This window comes from Corynebacterium freneyi (genome assembly GCF_030408835.1).
GTDB classification, from domain to species: domain Bacteria; phylum Actinomycetota; class Actinomycetes; order Mycobacteriales; family Mycobacteriaceae; genus Corynebacterium; species Corynebacterium freneyi.
Window position 1 is genome coordinate 1870575 of record NZ_CP047357.1, and the last position, 15601, is coordinate 1886175.

A 15601-nucleotide genomic window follows, 5' to 3' on the forward strand; every position below is an offset into this window, starting at 1 on the left:
TGCGTGCGGGGTCGCTTTACGACGCCCCGCGCACGGAGCCTTTCGGCCCGGTCGGTTGTTGCGGCTAGTTGTTGTAGCCGTCGGCCGGAGCGGCGGACTCGCGGGAGTTGAGGTCCTCCAGCTGGGACTCGAGGAAGGTCTTCAGGCGGGTGCGGTACTCGCGCTCGAAGATGTGCAGCTCCTCGATGCGGGCCTCGAGGGCCTCGCGCTGCTCGTTGACGGTGGTCATGATCTCGGTGTGCTTGCGCTCGGCATCGGCCTGCAGCTCGGCGGCCTTCTCCTGGGCGGTGCTGATGGTCGCCGAGGAGCGGGCGTCGGCGTCGGAGATCATCTGCTCGGAACGCTGGCGGGCGTCGTTGAGGGTGGTCTCGGACTCCGTCTGCGCCTCGGAGATCATCTGCTCGGAGCGGCGGCGGGCGTCGGCCAGGGTCTCGTCGGCCTCGCGGCGGGCGGAGGACAGCGTCTCCTCGGCGCGGGCGTCGGCGTCGGCGATGGTGCTCTCGGAGTTGGTGCGGGCGATCGACAGCATCTCGTCGGACTCGCGCTTGGCGTCCGAGGTGAGGCGGTCGGCCATCTCCTGGGCCAGGCCCAGGACGCGGGCGGCCTGCATGTGGGTGTCGGCCGTGGCGGGCTCGTCGGCGGCGGCCGGGGCGGACACGAAGCCCTGCTGCTGGGTGCCGGCGTCGGCGGAACCGGCGGAACCGGCGGCCTCGGCGCGGGACTCGGCCTCGGCGGCGCGATCCTCGGCCTCGCGGACGCGGTCCTCGGCCTCGGCGCGCAGGCGGGCGGACTCCTCCTCCAGGCGGCGGTCGTACTCGGCGCGGAGCTCGGCCTCGATGGAGGCGCGCAGCGCGGTCTCGTCGACCTCGGGAGCCGGGACCGCGGCGGGGGCGGCCGCACCGGAGCGGGCGTCCTCGAGGTCGCGCTCCAGATCCTCGACGCGCAGGCGCAGGTCGGCGTTTTCGTCCTGCAGCTCGCCCAGCGCGTCCTCGACGAGATCGAGGAACTGGTCGACCTCGTCCTCGTTGTAGCCGCGCTTGCCAATCGGCGGCTTGCTGAACGCGACGTTGTGCACATCAGCTGGAGTCAGCGGCATGGAGAGTTCCCCTTCAAAATTCGTGGACGCTGTATTTTCACGGGACGCACCCGCCATCGTTGGCCGGGAACCCGCACGTCGGAACCGGACTCTCGCCCGGGTTCCGGGCGGGAAAACGCGATCCAAAAACGACGATACTTGTTTCTTCCCGGACCATACTACCGGCATCACACCTGCAACACACGTCCAGCGCACCACGAAAACCCCTCGATGCACCCGGGTTCGGTTGGTTAACACCCGCCCCAAACCCTAAACCTCCCGCTCAACCTGGGACTTTGAGCACATGACCGCAATCGCCGCCCCCGGGCGCCCCGGTCCGCGACCGTCCCCGAATATGCGGCGGCGGGTCGGATGCGGGGCGAAAACCCCACCCCCGACCGGGCCGGGACAAAGAAAACCGGCGGCCCACCATGTGGTGGACCGCCGGTCGGCGGGCATCAGAATGCGACGCCCTGCAGCACCATGCGAATGATCATCAGGATGAAGAAGAGCACCAGCACGGACATGTCCAGCTGCACGCCGCCCATCGGCATGGGCGGAATGGCCTTCCGCAGCGCCTTCACGGGCGGGTCGGTGATGGTGAAGATCACCTCGCCGACGACGGAAAACGCCCGACCCGGCTGCCACGCGCGCGAAAACGACTGGATCATCTCGATGACGATCCGCGCCAGCAGCAGGTAGGTGAACAGCTGGACCGCGATCAGAAGTACGCCGAGGAAAATCTGCACGTCTGAAGCTTAGACGGACAGTCGGTCACGCTCGGCATCGGAGAGCGTGACGCCCCCGGGCAGCAGCGTGAACCGGGTGCCGTCGGCCTCGATGACGCCGCGCAGGGCGAACGCCAGGCCGGCGACGAAGTCCAGGTAGCGCTTGCGCTCGGCCGGCTCGAGGTCGACCAGGTCGAACACGACGATGTCGCCGTCGCGGAAGGCCTCGCCGATGTCCTTGGCCTCGGAGTACTTGTCCAGGAAGTCGGTCTTCGGGGTGATGTGACGCACCGTCGGGGTGACGGGACGGTCCAGCGGACGCAGGTGCGGACGGGCGTAGGCGTCGTCGCGGTCCAGGTCGTGGTCGGAGCGGTCCTGCGGATCGTAGTCGCGCACGCCGGCGCCGCGGGACGGGTAGTCGCGATCGGAGTCGCGGTAGTCGTCGTAATCGCGGCCGTAGCGGCCGGACGAGCGGTAGTCGTCCTCGTAGGAATCGCGCTCGAAGCGGTCGTCGAAGTCGACGTCGCCCTGGGCCGGGGTCAGGCCGAAGAAGTCGGAGAACTTCCTGGAGAAGTTGGACATGTTCATCCTTTGCATGTCGTGGTCGGTGGTGCGGTGCTGCTCACAAACGTACCCGGGCGGGCGTGGCCGACAGGGCAGACACGCCCGGCCGAGGTGATGCGCCGGGACTTTTTCCGCCGCGTCCGTCAGGCCTCGCCGACGAGGACGACGACGCCGGCCTGGCGCCCGGTCGTGCCCTCCCGCCGGTAGGAGAAGTAGTCGGTTTCGGCGATCGTGCACCGCGGCTCGGCGTTGATGTTGGTCACGCCCAGCCCATGCAGTTGCCGCATCAGACCGGCGCGCACGTCGAGGCCCGGGGTGCCCTTCGTCGTCGTGGTCCGGGATCCCGGCAGATGCTTTTCGACGTCCGCCGCCATCGCTTCGGGCACTTCGTAGTTTTCGCCGCCGGCAGCGGCGCCCAGCAACGCGTGGATGTTCGCGGGGGTCGCCCCGAGTTCGACCATGGCCGCCACGGCCTTTGCGACGATCCCGTTGCGCGCCCCGATGCGTCCGGCGTGGACGGCGGCGATGACTCCCGCGTCGTCGTCGGAAAGCAACACCGGCACGCAATCGGCGACGAGGACGACCAACGCCAGGTCCGGCACCCTGGTGACGATCGCATCCGTGGCGGGCACCGGCTCATCGCGGGGCCCGTCGATGACGGTGACCGTGTTGGAGTGGATCTGCTCCATCCACACGAAACGGGCCGGGTCCAGCCCCATGCCCTCGGCGAGGCGGCGACGATTGGCGGCGACGGCGGCCGGATCATCGCCGACATGATCGCCCAAATTGAAGGAATCGTACGGGGACGCGGAAAACCCGCCGCGGCGGGTGGTGAGCACCTTGCGCACGCGGCGGGTTCCGCTCCCCTGCGGGGAGGTGTCGGTCATCGGCCCAAGCCCCTACGCCCAGCCGGGCAGGTCGAGGCCGTCGTCCTTGGGGGCGCGATCGTCGCGACGGTCATCGCGGCGGTCGTCGCGGTGCTGCCCGCCCCGGTAGGTGTCGCGACGCGAACCATCGGTGAACAGGCCGCCGGAAACGCGGGACCGCGGGGTGAACCCGGTGTCGCGGTCGTCGCGGCGTTCGTCGCGACGGTCATCGCGGACCTCGTCGCGGGCGACCGGCTCACGGACGGGCTCGCGGACCGGCTCGCCGCCACCCAGGTTGTCGCCGCCCGGCAGGGACGACGGGCGCTCCTCGGCCTCCGGCTTCGGCTGCGACGGGGCGACCGTGGCCTTGCGGGCGCGGTCCTCGAAACCGGTGGCGATGACGGTCACGCGGACCTCGTCGCCCAGGTTGTCGTCGATGATCGTGCCGAAGATGATGTTCGCGTCGTCGTCGGCCTGCTCCTCGACCAGCGTCGCCGCCTGGTTGACCTCCATCAGGCCGATGTCGGAACCGCCGGCGAAGGACAGCAGCACGCCCGTCGCGCCCTCCATCGTGGTCTCCAGCAGCGGAGAGTTGATGGCCATCTCCGCCGCCTTCTGCGCGCGGTTCTCGCCGCGGGCCGAGCCAATGCCCATCAGCGCGGAGCCCGCCGAAGCCATGACGGAACGCACGTCGGCGAAGTCGACGTTGATCATGCCCGGGGTGGTGATCAGGTCGGTGATGCCCTGCACGCCGTTGAAGAGGACTTCGTCGGCGGCGCGGAAGGCCTCCATCATGCCGATGTTCTCTTCGCCGATCTGCAGCAGACGGTCGTTGGGGATGACGATGAGCGTGTCGCAGGCTTCCTTGAGCTGCTCGATGCCCTCCATCGCCTGCTTCGTGCGGCGCTTGCCCTCGAAGGAGAACGGCTTGGTGACGACGCCGACGGTCAGCGCGCCGGCCTTCTTCGCGATCGATGCGACGACCGGGGCCGCACCGGTGCCGGTGCCGCCGCCTTCGCCGGCGGTGACGAAGACCATGTCGGCGCCCTTGAGGGTCTCCTCGATCTCGTCCTTGTGGTCCTCGGCGGAGGTGCGGCCGACCTCCGGGTTCGCACCGGCGCCCAGGCCGCGGGTGGCCTCGCGTCCGATGTCCAGCTTCACGTCGGCGTCGGTGAACATCAGGGCCTGGGAGTCCGTGTTGACGGCGATGAATTCGACGCCCTTCAGCCCCTCCTCGATCATGCGGTTGACGGCGTTGACGCCGCCGCCGCCGACTCCGACGACCTTGATCACGGCGAGGTAGTTGTTCGGGGAGGTCATGTGGCTCTGCTCGCCCTTCCTTTGTTGCGTTCCCGGCTTTGTTGTCCGCCCCATCATCGTTCATGAAATGGCGTTGGGCCGCCATCGCGGACCCGGCGTGTCGGCACCCTCAAGTAAAGGTTGAGGGCTAAGTTGGAGCCCGACTCCCCCATTGGCACCATCCGCCACACGGCCATGCCGTCGTCCCGGATGGAATCGCCGGTGGGGAAAATCAGTTGCGCAGCGTCGGCTCGGCGGGGTTGGAGACGTTCCAGCGCTGGCCCTCCCGATCGATGACGATCTCGGCGGCGCGGCCCTTCTCCCGGGCCCGGTCGGACGAACCGAAGTAGATCTCCCGACCGTCGTGCAGGATCAGGGAAATGTCCGTCTGCCCCGGCGCATCCACGCGGGCGACCTCCCCGCGCACCCGCTCGGGCAGCACGTCGAGCACGTCCAGGACCGCACGCACGATGTCCGGATCCGGATCGAGCTTGCCCGGCTCGGGATTTTCCACCCGCGGCACGCGGACGACCTCCACGCTTCCCGGCGGCGGCGGGGCTACGAGGAATTCCACCCCTTCCCCGTTGAAGAGGTGTTCGCCGTCGGTGGCCCGCATGTGGATCACCGCCGCGTGTTCCTGCACGTCGACGGTGACCGCCGACGGCCACGAACGGCCGACGGTGACCTTTTCCACCCATGGTTCGGCGGCCACGGCGCGCGCGGCCGCATCGGTGTCCACGCGGGCCAGTTTCTCGCCGACGACGATGCCGGTGGACTCGGAGATCGCGGCGGCGTCTCCGTTGACGACGCCCTCCACGCGGATCTCCTTCACCGTGGCCACCGGGGTGAACCACAGCACCGCCCACGCGACCGCCGCGACGACGACCAGCGCCAGGGCGATGATCCCGCCGCGTTTGACGCCTCCGGCTGCGCGCATCAGCCGAGCTCCCTCAGGATTTCGTCGGCGAGCATGGTCACGCTGCCGGCGCCGATGGTCAGGATGACGTCGTCGGGACCGGCGACCTCGCGCACACGGGCGGGCGTGGACGTGAAGTGGGGCTCGAAGATGGTCGGGACGGTGACCGACCGGGCGATGAGATCGCCGTCGACGCCCGGTTCCGGCTCCTCGCGGGCGCCGAAGACGTCGAGGACGATGACCTTGTCCGCCAGCGACAGCGCCTCGGCGAACTCGCCGGCGAACGCCTTGGTCCGCGAGTACAGGTGCGGCTGGAACACGGCGACGACGTTGCCGCAGCCGGCCTCGTCGACGAGTTCGCGAGCGGCACCGAGCACGGCGCGGACCTCGGTGGGATGGTGCGCGTAGTCGTCGTAGACGCGGACGCCCGCGAACTGCCCGCCCTCGATGCGTCCGTGGTAGTCGAAGCGGCGGCGCACGCCGGTGAATTCGCTGAGCCCCCGGGCCATGCGCACCGGATCGGCGTCGACCAGCGCACCGGAGACCAGGGCCGCCAGCGCGTTGAGGGCCATGTGACGGCCCGGCTGACGCAGCTCGAAGGTGATTCGATCGCCGAGCACGGTGGCCTCCACGCGGGCGCCGCCGCCGTGTGCGGTCCAGCCGTGGAGGACGCCGCCCGGCTCCAGCTCCGGGTGCGCCTCGAGCGCCTCGGGCCCGCCGTAGGCGTAGACGCGGATTCCCGCGGCCTTGGCGCGCTCGCCCAGCGCGGCGGCGTGCTCGTCCTCGGCGCAGACCACCAGCGCACCGCCGTCGACGATGCGGCCGGCGAACGCGTCGAACACCGCGTAGTACTTCTCGGCGGTGCCGAAGAAGTCCAGGTGATCCGGCTCGATGTTGGTCACCACCGCCACCTGCGGCGAGTACGTCAGCAGGGAGGCGTCGGATTCGTCGGCCTCGGCCACGAAGACGTCGCCGGTGCCGTGGTGGGCGTTGACGCCGGCCTTCGACATCAAACCGCCGACGGCGAAAGATGGGTCGAGGCCCGCGGCCTGCAGCGCGGCGACGCTCATCGACGTCGTCGACGTCTTGCCGTGGGTGCCGGCGATGAGCACGGCGCGGTTGCCCTCGAGCAGCATGCCCAGGACATCGGACCGCTTGAGCACCGGAATGCCCAACTCGCGGGCGCGGGCCAGCTCGGGGTTGGTCTCCGGGATCGCGGCGAAGGACACCACGACCGCCTCCGGCAGGCTTCCCGACGCATCGAGGTTCGCCGCGTCGTGCCCGATGGCGACGGTGGCCCCCATTGCGCGCAGGCCCACCACCGCGCGGGAGTCCTTCATGTCCGAACCGGACACGGTGACGCCGCGGGCGAGCAGCAGCCGGGCGACGCCCGACATGCCGGCGCCGCCGATGCCGATCATGTGCACGCTGGCCGGCAGGGTCCCCGGCGCGGGGGCGGCGCCGGTGGTGGTGGAATCGCTCATCTGGTGGTCACCTCGTGGAAGCAGCCGGGCGTCGGGCCCGGGACGTCTACAACTGTTCAATGTTATCCGCGACCGCTCATCGCCGTTCGCGGCCGTCGGCGGCGGTTCGAGCCCATTCACGGCTGGTCGCGACCAACCGCGGGCGTCATCCGCGGGCGCCGCGCACCGCCGCGTCGAGCACCCTGCGGGCGATCGCGTCGGCCGCGTCGCGATGTCCGGACGCCGCCGTCGCACGGGACATCTCGGAGAGTCGGTCGGCGTCGGAAAGCAAGGGAATGACCAGGTCGCGAATCGACGCCGGGGTCAGCGACGCGTCGGCGACGAGCAGGCCACCGCCGGCGTCGACGATGTCCGTGGCGTTGAGCGCCTGCTCGCCGTTGCCGTGCGGCAGCGGCACGTACACGGCGGGCAACCCGACGGCCGAAATCTCGGCGACGCTCATCGCACCCGAGCGGCACAGGATCAGATCCGCCGCCGAATACGCCAGGTCCATCCGGTCGACGTAGGGCACGGCGACGTACGGCGGGGTCGCGTCGGCGCCCCGGCCCTCCGGCAGCGTCACGGTGTTCTTTTTGCCGTGGGCGTGGAGCACCGCGATGCCCTTGGCGGCGAAGTCGTCCGCGGCACCCGAGGCGGCCTCGTTGATGCTGCGCGCCCCCTGTGAACCGCCGGTGACGAACAACACCGGACCGTCGGCGGGCAGACCGAAGAACTCGCGGGCCTCGGCTCGCAACGCGGCGCGGTCCAGCGTCGACAGCGCGCGGCGCACGGGAATGCCCACGACGTCGCCCGGCATGCCGGAGCCGGACACCGCAGCCAGTCCCTCGCCGCCGAGCTTGACGCCCAACTTGTTGGCCATGCCGGCGCGGGCGTTGGCCTCGTGCACCAGGAACGGGATGCGACGGCCACGGCGGCACGCCAGGTACGCCGGCGCCGCCACATAGCCGCCGAAGCCGATGACCGCGTCGGCCTCGACGTCGTCGAGCACCTCACGCGTCTGCGCCACCGCCCGGGCCACGCGGAAGGGAAGCTTGAACAGGTCGCCGGTGGGCTTGCGCGGCACCGGCACCGGCGGGATCAGCCGCAGGTCGTAGCCGCGCGCCGGAATGAGGGTGGTCTCCAGGCCACGGTGGGTGCCCAGGGCCGTGATGCGGGTATCCGGGGCGATCTCGCGGATCGCGTCGGCCACGGCGAGCGCCGGTTCGATGTGCCCGGCCGTGCCACCGCCGGCGACGACGATGGACAGCGGACGCCCGCCGGGTCCCGCGTAGGCCGATTCCTGCGGAGTCGCTTCGCTCACCTGGTCCTCCTGTCGGGGCCGCCCGGCCGGCGGTTGCCGCGGCCGCGGGGACGGCGATCCCCTCGTTCGGATTCACGGTACCGTTCCGCGACGCCTCGGGCGGAACCGCCGGGACGGCCCGTCCTGCTCTGCGGACGCGGGCGCGGTTCGGGGCGTTCGACGGCGGCGGTGCGGGTGGAGCGGTATCCCGGGCTTGCTTCACGACGCCGCTCGCGTGCCTCGAAGCGATCGCCGACGACATCGTCGGATCCGGTGACCGGAGGGCCGAATCGGCGGGTGTCGCGATGGCCGCGCGAGGTGCGCTCATCGCGATGCGACGGGTCGTACGGCAGCGGCTCGGGAATGCCCAGGATGCGGTCGATCGCCGGACGCCCCGACGTCTGCATCGCCGACACCGACTCCGGCTCGTGGCGCGCGCACGTGGCCAGCAGGCCCATCGACAGCAACGTCACGATGGCCGACGTGCCGCCCGCCGAAATCAGCGGCAGCTGCAGACCCGTCACCGGCAGCACGCCGACGACGTAACCGATGTTGATGAACGCCTGGACGACCGTCGCCGTCGTGATCGTTCCGGCCATCAAACGCAGGAACGGGTCCGCCTGCCGCTGGGCGACCCGCAGGCCCACCCAGCCCAGCGCGGCGTAGAGCAACACGACGATGACGGCGCCGATGAAGCCCAGCTCCTCGCCGATGATGGCGAAGATGAAGTCGTTCTTCGCCTCGGGCAAGTAGAACCACTTGGCGCGCGACTGCCCCAATCCCACGCCGGTCATGGAACCGTCGGCAAGCGAAATGATGCCCTGGTACGACTGGTACGCCGGACCCTGGGTCTCCTCGAAACGACCGAACAGGGTGTTGAAATACACCGAAATGCGAGCCGAGCGGAAACCCGTGGTCAGCGTCGCGATGCCCACCACGGCAACGCCGACGCCGACCATGCCGCCGATGACGTAGCGCGGCAGACCCGCGAACCACAGCAGCGCCAGCACCACGAAGCCCATCGACGCGACCATGCCCAGGTCACGCTGGAAGAACACCAGCCCCAGGACCAGCGCCGACACGATGCCGAAGGGCAGGAAAATCTGCTTGACCTCGGTGGCCGTGCGCAGGCGCTCCGACAGGAACTTCGCCCCCCACACCGCCAACGCGACCTTCGCCACCTCCGACGGCTGCAGGGACACGTTGCCGACGTAGATCCACGACTGCGCGCCGGTTTCCTCCAGGCCGACGCCGATGCCGGGAATGAGCACGAGCACCAGCAACGCGAACGCGACGACGAGACCCACCGGCGCGAGTTTGCGGATGGCCTCCACCGGGATGCGCATGGACAGCCAGAACAACAGCAGACCGACGGCGACCATCGCCGCCTGCCTCATGAAGACGCTCCAGACGCTGCCCTCCGTGCCCGACGACGCCATCGACGACGACAGCACCATGACCAGGCCGATGCCCGTCAGCAGCGCCGTGATGGCCAGCAGGACGTGGTAGTCGAACAGCGGGCGGGAGATCCAGTCGCGCAGCATCGCGCGCGTCTCCGACCCCGCGGCGGCGCCGTCCTCAGGTCGGTCGGCCTCGGCCCGGCGGCCGGGACGCACGTCGGCGTCGCGACGATCGGATCGCGTGCCGCGGTCCGGACGGCCGGATCGCGCGCCGCGGGCGGGGCGGGTCATCGACGGTCACCCTCGCGGGTGGCGGCGCGGGCGGCATCGGCGAAGAAATCGCCGCGCTGGGCCATTCCGGTGAACATGTCCAGGCTCGCGGCGGCCGGCGCCAGCAGCACCACGTCGCCCTCCTGCGCGGCACCTGCTGCGGCGGAGCAGGCCTGTTCCATCGCCGAGGCGGGATCGGTCTCCCCGATCACCGTCACCGGCATGCCCGGCGACGCCGCGGCGAGCGCCCCGGCAATGACCGGACCATCGACGCCGAGAACGACCGCCGCACGCATCCGGTGCGCGTGATCGGCGATGAGCGTCGTCACGTCGGCGCCCTTGAGCTGGCCGCCGGCGACCCACACGACCGACTCGTGGCCGCGCAGGGCGGCGTCGGCGGCGTGCGGGTTTGTGGCCTTCGAATCGTCGATCCAGTCGACGCCGCCGGCCGAATGGACGACCTGGCCGCGGTGCGCACGGACGGTGAAGCCGGCCAACGCCTCGGCGATGTCGACGGCGCGCACCCCGATGGAGCGCGCCAGCGCGGTGGCCGCCAGCGCATCGAGCACGCCGGCCGGCCCCGGGGGCGAAATGCCCTCGATCGGCGCGATGTCCACGCCGCCGAGTTCGGTGCCCTCGTGCGGTTCGTCGGTGGCGCGGTCGCCGAAGGCGCGGTCGATGATGCGCCCGTCGCGCACGCCGATCTGCCCCTCAGCCGGCTCACCGATGGTGAACCCGACCGCCGCCGGCGCAAGCTGCCCGGCATCGGCCAGCGCCCGCACGTGCGCGACGACCTCGTCGTCGTCGAGACCGAAGACGGCGACCCCACCGGTCAAGGCACGCGCCTTGTCGGCACCGTAAGCCTCGAAGGACCCGTGCCAATCGATGTGATCCTCGGCGAGGTTGAGCAGCGCACCGGCGTCCGGACGCAGGCCCGGAGCCCAATGCAGCTGGAAGCTCGACAATTCGGCGGCGAGGACGTCGACCCGACGTTCGGCCGTGAGCGCATCATGCAGCGCCACGCCGATGTTGCCCACCGCCGCGCCACGGTCGCCGAGCATGGCGGCCAGCATCGCGGTGGTCGTCGTCTTGCCGTTGGTGCCCGTGACCACAAGCCACGTGCGGGGCGCCCCCCACACGCCGGCTCGATCACCGGCGAAGGCGACCGCCACGTCGCCGACGACCGGCGCACCGGCATCGGCTGCGGCGACGAGCAACGGCGTGTCCGGCCGCCACCCGGGCGAGGTGACCACCGCGGCGGCGTCGGAAAGCAAACCCCGAGCCGCATCCGACGTGCACCAATCGACGCCGTGCGAGTCGGCCATGGGTCGGCCCCGCTCCGGGGAATCGTCGACGAGGCGGATCCCGGGGCACCCCAGGTCCTTCAGAAGCTTGATCGCCCCCTCCCCGGACACGCCCGCACCGGTGACCAACACCGGGCCGGAACGCACCAATGCCACGAGGTCGGTGGCCGCACCCGCCGCCGTCATCGCAGAACCCCCGATTGCACCAGCCAGTCGGAATAGAAGATCGCGGACCCGAGCATGTTGAAGATGCCCGCCAACAACCAGAAGCGGACGACGACGGCCGTCTCGGCCCACCCCTTCGCCTCGAAGTGATGGTGGATCGGCGCCATGCGGAACGGGCGCTTGCCCGTCGTCTGGAACGCCGCGATCTGAATGGCCACCGACGCGACCTCCAGGACGAAGATGAAGCCGATGATGACCATCAGCAGCTCGGTCTTGGTGACGAAGGACAGACCCGCGATGAGACCGCCCAACGCCAGCGAACCGGTGTCGCCCATGAAGATCTTCGCCGGCGCCGCGTTCCACCACAGGAAGCCCAGGCAACCGCCCAGGCCGGCCGCGGCGAGGATGCCGACGTCCAGCGGATCGCGGACGTCGTAGCAACCGGCGACGATGGCGACGTCGCAGGAGTTGCGGAACTGCCAGAACGCGAGGGCCGTGTACGTGCCCAGCAGCAGCGCCACCGCGCCCGCCGCCAGACCGTCGAGGCCGTCGGTGAGGTTCACCGCGTTGGTCCACGCCGCGATGACGATGAACACGAACACCATGAACACGATCATCCCGATCCACACCGGGCCCGGGGCGAGGTTCCACGTGGTGATGTCGCGGGCGAACGACAGGTTCGTCGATCCCGGCGTGATGCCCGAGGCGTCCGGGAACTGCAGCAGAAGCACGCCGAAGAGCAGGGAGGCGGCGAGCTGGCCGAGCAGCTTCGCCGTCTTGTTCAGGCCCAGGTTGCGGCCCTTGTACAGCTTGATGAAGTCGTCGGCGAAACCGAGCGCGCCCATCGCCAGGGTGAGGAACAGCACCAGCAGGCCCGAGGCCGTCGGCCCGGCACCCGTCTGGAGGTACCCGATCAGATGCGAACCGAAGTAGCCGACGAGAATGCCGGCGATGATGGCGATGCCGCCCATCGTCGGGGTGCCGCGCTTGCGGAGGTGGCTCTTCGGCCCCTCCTCGCGGATCTCCTGGCCGATGCCCTCCGCGGAAAAGCGGCGGATGAGCACCGGGGTCAGGAAGACCGACACGATGAACGCGAAGGCCCCGCTGTAGATGAGTTGAGTCACTTACCTCGCCTCTCGGTCGAATTCTGCTGCGTCACCGGTGCCAGAGCGTCGGCGACCCGCCATAGGCCGTCGGCGTAGGACGCCTTGATCAGGACGACATCACCGGGTCGGAGTTCCTTTGCGACGGCCTCGGCCGCCGCGTCGGTGTCCGACGCCCGCACAGTATTTAACCCCATGGCCTCGGCCGCGTCCGCGAGGGCACGCGCGTTGGCCCCCTCCCCGACGGCGACCAAGCGGTCGACGCCGCGGTCGGAGAGGTAGCCGGCGAGGGCCGAGTGCTCGTCGACGGCGGTGTCGCCGAGTTCGCCCATCTGACCCAGCACGGCCCAGGAGGTCGCGCCGTCGCGGGCGCCGGCGGCCAACACGAGGGCGTCGACGCCGGCGCGCATGGAATCGGGGTTGGCGTTGTACGAGTCGTTGATGACGGTCACGCCGTCGTCGCGCTGCCGCATCTCCATGCGCCGCTCGGAGGCGGCGACGTGGGCGGACAGGGCCTCGGCGACGGCGGCCGGGGCCAAGCCGGCCTCGATGCAGACCGCGGCGGCGGCCAGGGCGTTGGGCACCTGGTGGGCGCCGTGGACCCGCAGCGCAACCGGGTGGGCGGAGCCGTCCGGGCAGTGCAGGGTGAAGGATGCGCGGGCGAGGTCGTCGACGGTGACGTCGGTGGCCCGGTAGTCCGCGTCGTCCGAGTCCACCCCAAAGGAGACGACCTTGGCGCGGGTGCGCGGCGCCATGCCGGCGACCAGCGGGTCGTCGGCGTTGAGCACGGCGACTCCCCCGTCGGCGGCGGCGGGCAGCGCTTCGACGAGTTCGCCCTTGGCCTGCGCGATCGCTTCGCGGGAGCCGAACTCGCCGAGGTGGGCGGTGCCGACGTTGAGCACGGCGCCGATGCGCGGCGGGGCGATGCGGGCCAGGTGCGCGACGTGGCCGATGCCGCGGGCGCTCATTTCGGCGACCAGGTAGCGGGTGTCGCGGGTGCAGCGCAGCACGGTGTACGGGTGGCCGATTTCATTGTTGAACGATCCCTTGGGCGCGACGGTCTCGCCGTCGGTGCGCAGGATCGTCGCCATCATGTCCTTGACGGAGGTCTTTCCGGCCGAACCGGTCACGCCGACGACGACCAGGCCGTCTGCGGCCAGCTCGTCGACGTCGCGGCGGGCCAGTGCGCCCACCGCCCCGAGCACCGCGGCTCCGGAGCCGTCCGGGTCGTGCGCGAACGCCTCGGCGTTGGAGTTCTGCGCCCCCAGAGGCTTGACGACGACCGCCGGCACGCCGACCGGCCGGGCGGCCAGGATCAGGGCCGCACCGTCGGCGGCGGCGCCTGCGGCGAAGTCGTGGCCGTCGACGCGGGCGCCCGGCAGCGCCAGAAACACGGAGCCGGGCGTGATGCGCCGGGAGTCGAATTCGACGGGACCGGAAACGGGGGTCGCCGGGTCCGCGTCGTGGAGTTCACCGCCGACGATGTCGGCGATTTCCCCCGCGGTGCGTTCGATCATCTAGTTCTCACCTTCCTGGGCGGCGCCGCCTGCGGTGTTTCGGTCGCGGCGCGCGAGCGCCTCCCGGACCTGCTCGCGGTCGTCGAAGTGATGCATGACGCCGTTGATTTCCTGGCCGGTTTCGTGGCCCTTGCCGGCGATGACGACGGCGTCGCCCGCCTCGGCGAGACGGATGGCCAGGTCGATGGCCTCGGCGCGGTCACCGATGTTCTCGACTCGGATGGGGTCGGTTCCCTCTGCGGCGGCGCGCTCGTCGGCGGCGTCGACGGCACCGGCCGTGACGGCCTCGCGGATGGTCGCGGGGTCCTCGGAGCGCGGGTTGTCGTCGGTGACGATGACGACGTCGGCGACGCGGGCGGCCTCGGCGCCCATGAGCGGGCGCTTGGAGGAATCCCGGTCGCCGCCGGCTCCGACGACCGCGATGACGCGACCGGAGGTTTGGGCGCGCAGGGTGCGCAGCACTTCGCCGACGGCGGCGGGCTTGTGGGCGTAGTCGACGACGGCGAGGAAGTCCTGCCCCTCGTCGATGCGCTCCATGCGGCCGGGGACGGCGACTCGGGCGATGCCCGAGGCCGCTTCGGGACCGTCGACGCCGAGTGCGGCCAGCGCGGCCCAGGCGACGGCGGCGTTGGCGACGTTGAACGCACCCGGCAGCGGAACGTCGAGTTCGACGGGACCATTCGGGCCAGTCAAGGTCACGTGCTGGACTCCGTTGTCGGCGACCGAGACGTCACCGGCGCGCCACGTGGCCTGCGGCGCCACGCGGGATCCGGCGTCGGCGACCACGGCATCCTGCGCGTGGGCGGTGGCGACGGTGTCCACCGTCACGCCGGGGGCCTCGGCGATCTCCGCCATACGGCGGCCCCAGGAGTCGTCGACGCACGACACCACCCGCGGGGCGTGCAGCGCGGACTCGGGGCGGAACAACGCCGCCTTGGCGTTGAAGTAGTCCTCGAGCCCGTCGTGGAAGTCGAGGTGGTCCTGCGAGAGATTGAGGAAGCACGTCACGTCGAACGCGACTCCGTCGACGCGCCCCAGCGACAGCGCATGGGAGGAAACCTCCATCACCACGTGGGTCACGCCGTCGTCAAGCATCTCCTCGAAGAGCCGCTGCAATGCGGGCGCCTCGGGCGTCGTCAGGTGGCTGGGCACGGACCGGCCGTTGATTCGGGTGCCCGTGGTGCCGATGAGCCCCGTGCGATTGCCGGCCGCCAGCAGGGCGCCCTCGAGCAGGTACGTCGTGGTGGTCTTGCCGGAGGTGCCGGTGACGCCGACGACCGTGAGCTTTTCCGACGGCCGACCGTGCGCCTCCGCCGACACCGCGCCAAGCACCGCGCGGACGTCGTCGACGAGCAGAACCGGGCGGTCCGGACCGCCCGCGTCCCTCAGGATCTCCAAGCCCGCCGCGTCCGTGAGGATCGCCGCGGCCGGCGACTGGTCGGCGTACGACGCACCGTGGACCCGGGTGCCGGGCAGGGCCGCGAACAGCCCGCCCTCCGGGGTTTCGGCGGCGTTGAGCTCGACTCCGGTGATCGGAAGGTCCGCGCCGGTGTCCATGCCGGCGTCGGACGGCAGCACCGTGCCGCCGATCAGTTCGGCGAGGTGTCCGAGTGTGACGGTCATGTGCGCTC

General features: G+C 70.8%; 13 protein-coding genes. All 13 read right to left on the reverse strand.

Annotated elements, in window-relative coordinates; translation table 11 throughout:
* Positions 1-64: 64 nt before the first annotated feature.
* The 13 genes from CFREN_RS08320 to CFREN_RS08380 all read right to left on the reverse strand — a co-directional run bounded on the left by CFREN_RS08320 (position 65) and on the right by CFREN_RS08380 (position 15593).
* Entirely contained in the window at positions 65-1096 is a 1032-nt protein-coding gene (locus CFREN_RS08320; protein ID WP_070519422.1) for a DivIVA domain-containing protein, read from the reverse strand.
* Positions 1097-1533: 437 nt separating this feature from the next.
* Positions 1534-1824 carry a YggT family protein gene (locus CFREN_RS08325; protein ID WP_070519421.1) on the reverse strand — a complete coding sequence of 97 codons (291 nt, stop codon included), beginning with the start codon at positions 1822-1824 and terminating at the stop codon, positions 1534-1536.
* Positions 1825-1833: 9 nt separating this feature from the next.
* A complete protein-coding gene (gene sepF, locus CFREN_RS08330) occupies positions 1834-2385 on the reverse strand; it encodes a cell division protein SepF (protein ID WP_070519444.1) in 552 nt (183 codons plus the stop codon).
* A gap of 125 nt (positions 2386-2510) precedes the next feature.
* A complete protein-coding gene (pgeF, locus tag CFREN_RS08335; RefSeq protein ID WP_209652590.1) occupies positions 2511-3254 on the reverse strand; it encodes a peptidoglycan editing factor PgeF in 744 nt (247 codons plus the stop codon).
* Positions 3255-3266: 12 nt separating this feature from the next.
* Positions 3267-4553, reverse strand: coding sequence for a cell division protein FtsZ (gene ftsZ / locus CFREN_RS08340; RefSeq protein ID WP_070519419.1), 1287 nt, complete (start codon positions 4551-4553; stop codon positions 3267-3269).
* A gap of 211 nt (positions 4554-4764) precedes the next feature.
* Complete coding sequence (locus CFREN_RS08345) at positions 4765-5469, reverse strand: cell division protein FtsQ/DivIB (protein ID WP_070519418.1); 705 nt, start codon at positions 5467-5469, stop codon at positions 4765-4767.
* On the reverse strand, positions 5469-6932 hold the full coding sequence (gene murC, locus CFREN_RS08350; protein WP_070519417.1) for a UDP-N-acetylmuramate--L-alanine ligase: 1464 nt from the start codon (positions 6930-6932) through the stop codon (positions 5469-5471). Before murC ends, CFREN_RS08345 begins: the two co-directional genes overlap by 1 nt.
* A 145-nt stretch (positions 6933-7077) precedes the next feature.
* Positions 7078-8232: an undecaprenyldiphospho-muramoylpentapeptide beta-N-acetylglucosaminyltransferase gene (murG, locus tag CFREN_RS08355; RefSeq protein WP_239251976.1), complete on the reverse strand. Its 1155-nt coding sequence runs from the start codon at positions 8230-8232 to the stop codon at positions 7078-7080.
* Complete coding sequence (gene ftsW / locus CFREN_RS08360; RefSeq protein WP_070519416.1) at positions 8229-9902, reverse strand: putative lipid II flippase FtsW; 1674 nt, start codon at positions 9900-9902, stop codon at positions 8229-8231. Before ftsW ends, murG begins: the two co-directional genes overlap by 4 nt.
* Positions 9899-11371 (reverse strand): UDP-N-acetylmuramoyl-L-alanine--D-glutamate ligase, encoded by a 1473-nt coding sequence (gene murD, locus CFREN_RS08365; protein ID WP_209652588.1) that lies wholly within the window; start codon positions 11369-11371, stop codon positions 9899-9901. The genes ftsW and murD overlap by 4 nt, the downstream gene beginning before the upstream one ends.
* Complete coding sequence (gene mraY / locus CFREN_RS08370; RefSeq protein ID WP_070519414.1) at positions 11368-12474, reverse strand: phospho-N-acetylmuramoyl-pentapeptide-transferase; 1107 nt, start codon at positions 12472-12474, stop codon at positions 11368-11370. Before mraY ends, murD begins: the two co-directional genes overlap by 4 nt.
* Entirely contained in the window at positions 12471-13970 is a 1500-nt protein-coding gene (locus tag CFREN_RS08375) for a UDP-N-acetylmuramoyl-tripeptide--D-alanyl-D-alanine ligase (protein WP_209652586.1), read from the reverse strand. Before CFREN_RS08375 ends, mraY begins: the two co-directional genes overlap by 4 nt.
* Positions 13971-15593, reverse strand: a complete 1623-nt coding sequence (locus CFREN_RS08380; protein ID WP_209652584.1) for a UDP-N-acetylmuramoyl-L-alanyl-D-glutamate--2,6-diaminopimelate ligase — start codon at positions 15591-15593, stop codon at positions 13971-13973. It abuts the gene before it with no gap.
* Between the last annotated feature and the right edge of the window lie 8 nt (positions 15594-15601).

What these genes read in the sequence shown, in the direction of transcription:
- CFREN_RS08320 (WP_070519422.1), bottom strand. Translation starts at nt 1,096, where the DNA reads ATGCCGCTGACTCCAGCTGATGTGCACAACGTCGCGTTCAGCAAGCCG.
- sepF (WP_070519444.1), bottom strand. Translation starts at nt 2,385, where the DNA reads ATGTCCAACTTCTCCAGGAAGTTCTCCGACTTCTTCGGCCTGACCCCG.
- pgeF (WP_209652590.1), bottom strand. Translation starts at nt 3,254, where the DNA reads ATGACCGACACCTCCCCGCAGGGGAGCGGAACCCGCCGCGTGCGCAAG.
- ftsZ (WP_070519419.1), bottom strand. Translation starts at nt 4,553, where the DNA reads ATGACCTCCCCGAACAACTACCTCGCCGTGATCAAGGTCGTCGGAGTC.
- CFREN_RS08345 (WP_070519418.1), bottom strand. Translation starts at nt 5,469, where the DNA reads ATGCGCGCAGCCGGAGGCGTCAAACGCGGCGGGATCATCGCCCTGGCG.
- murC (WP_070519417.1), bottom strand. Translation starts at nt 6,932, where the DNA reads ATGAGCGATTCCACCACCACCGGCGCCGCCCCCGCGCCGGGGACCCTG.
- ftsW (WP_070519416.1), bottom strand. Translation starts at nt 9,902, where the DNA reads ATGACCCGCCCCGCCCGCGGCGCGCGATCCGGCCGTCCGGACCGCGGC.
- murD (WP_209652588.1), bottom strand. Translation starts at nt 11,371, where the DNA reads ATGACGGCGGCGGGTGCGGCCACCGACCTCGTGGCATTGGTGCGTTCC.
- CFREN_RS08375 (WP_209652586.1), bottom strand. Translation starts at nt 13,970, where the DNA reads ATGATCGAACGCACCGCGGGGGAAATCGCCGACATCGTCGGCGGTGAA.
- CFREN_RS08380 (WP_209652584.1), bottom strand. Translation starts at nt 15,593, where the DNA reads ATGACCGTCACACTCGGACACCTCGCCGAACTGATCGGCGGCACGGTG.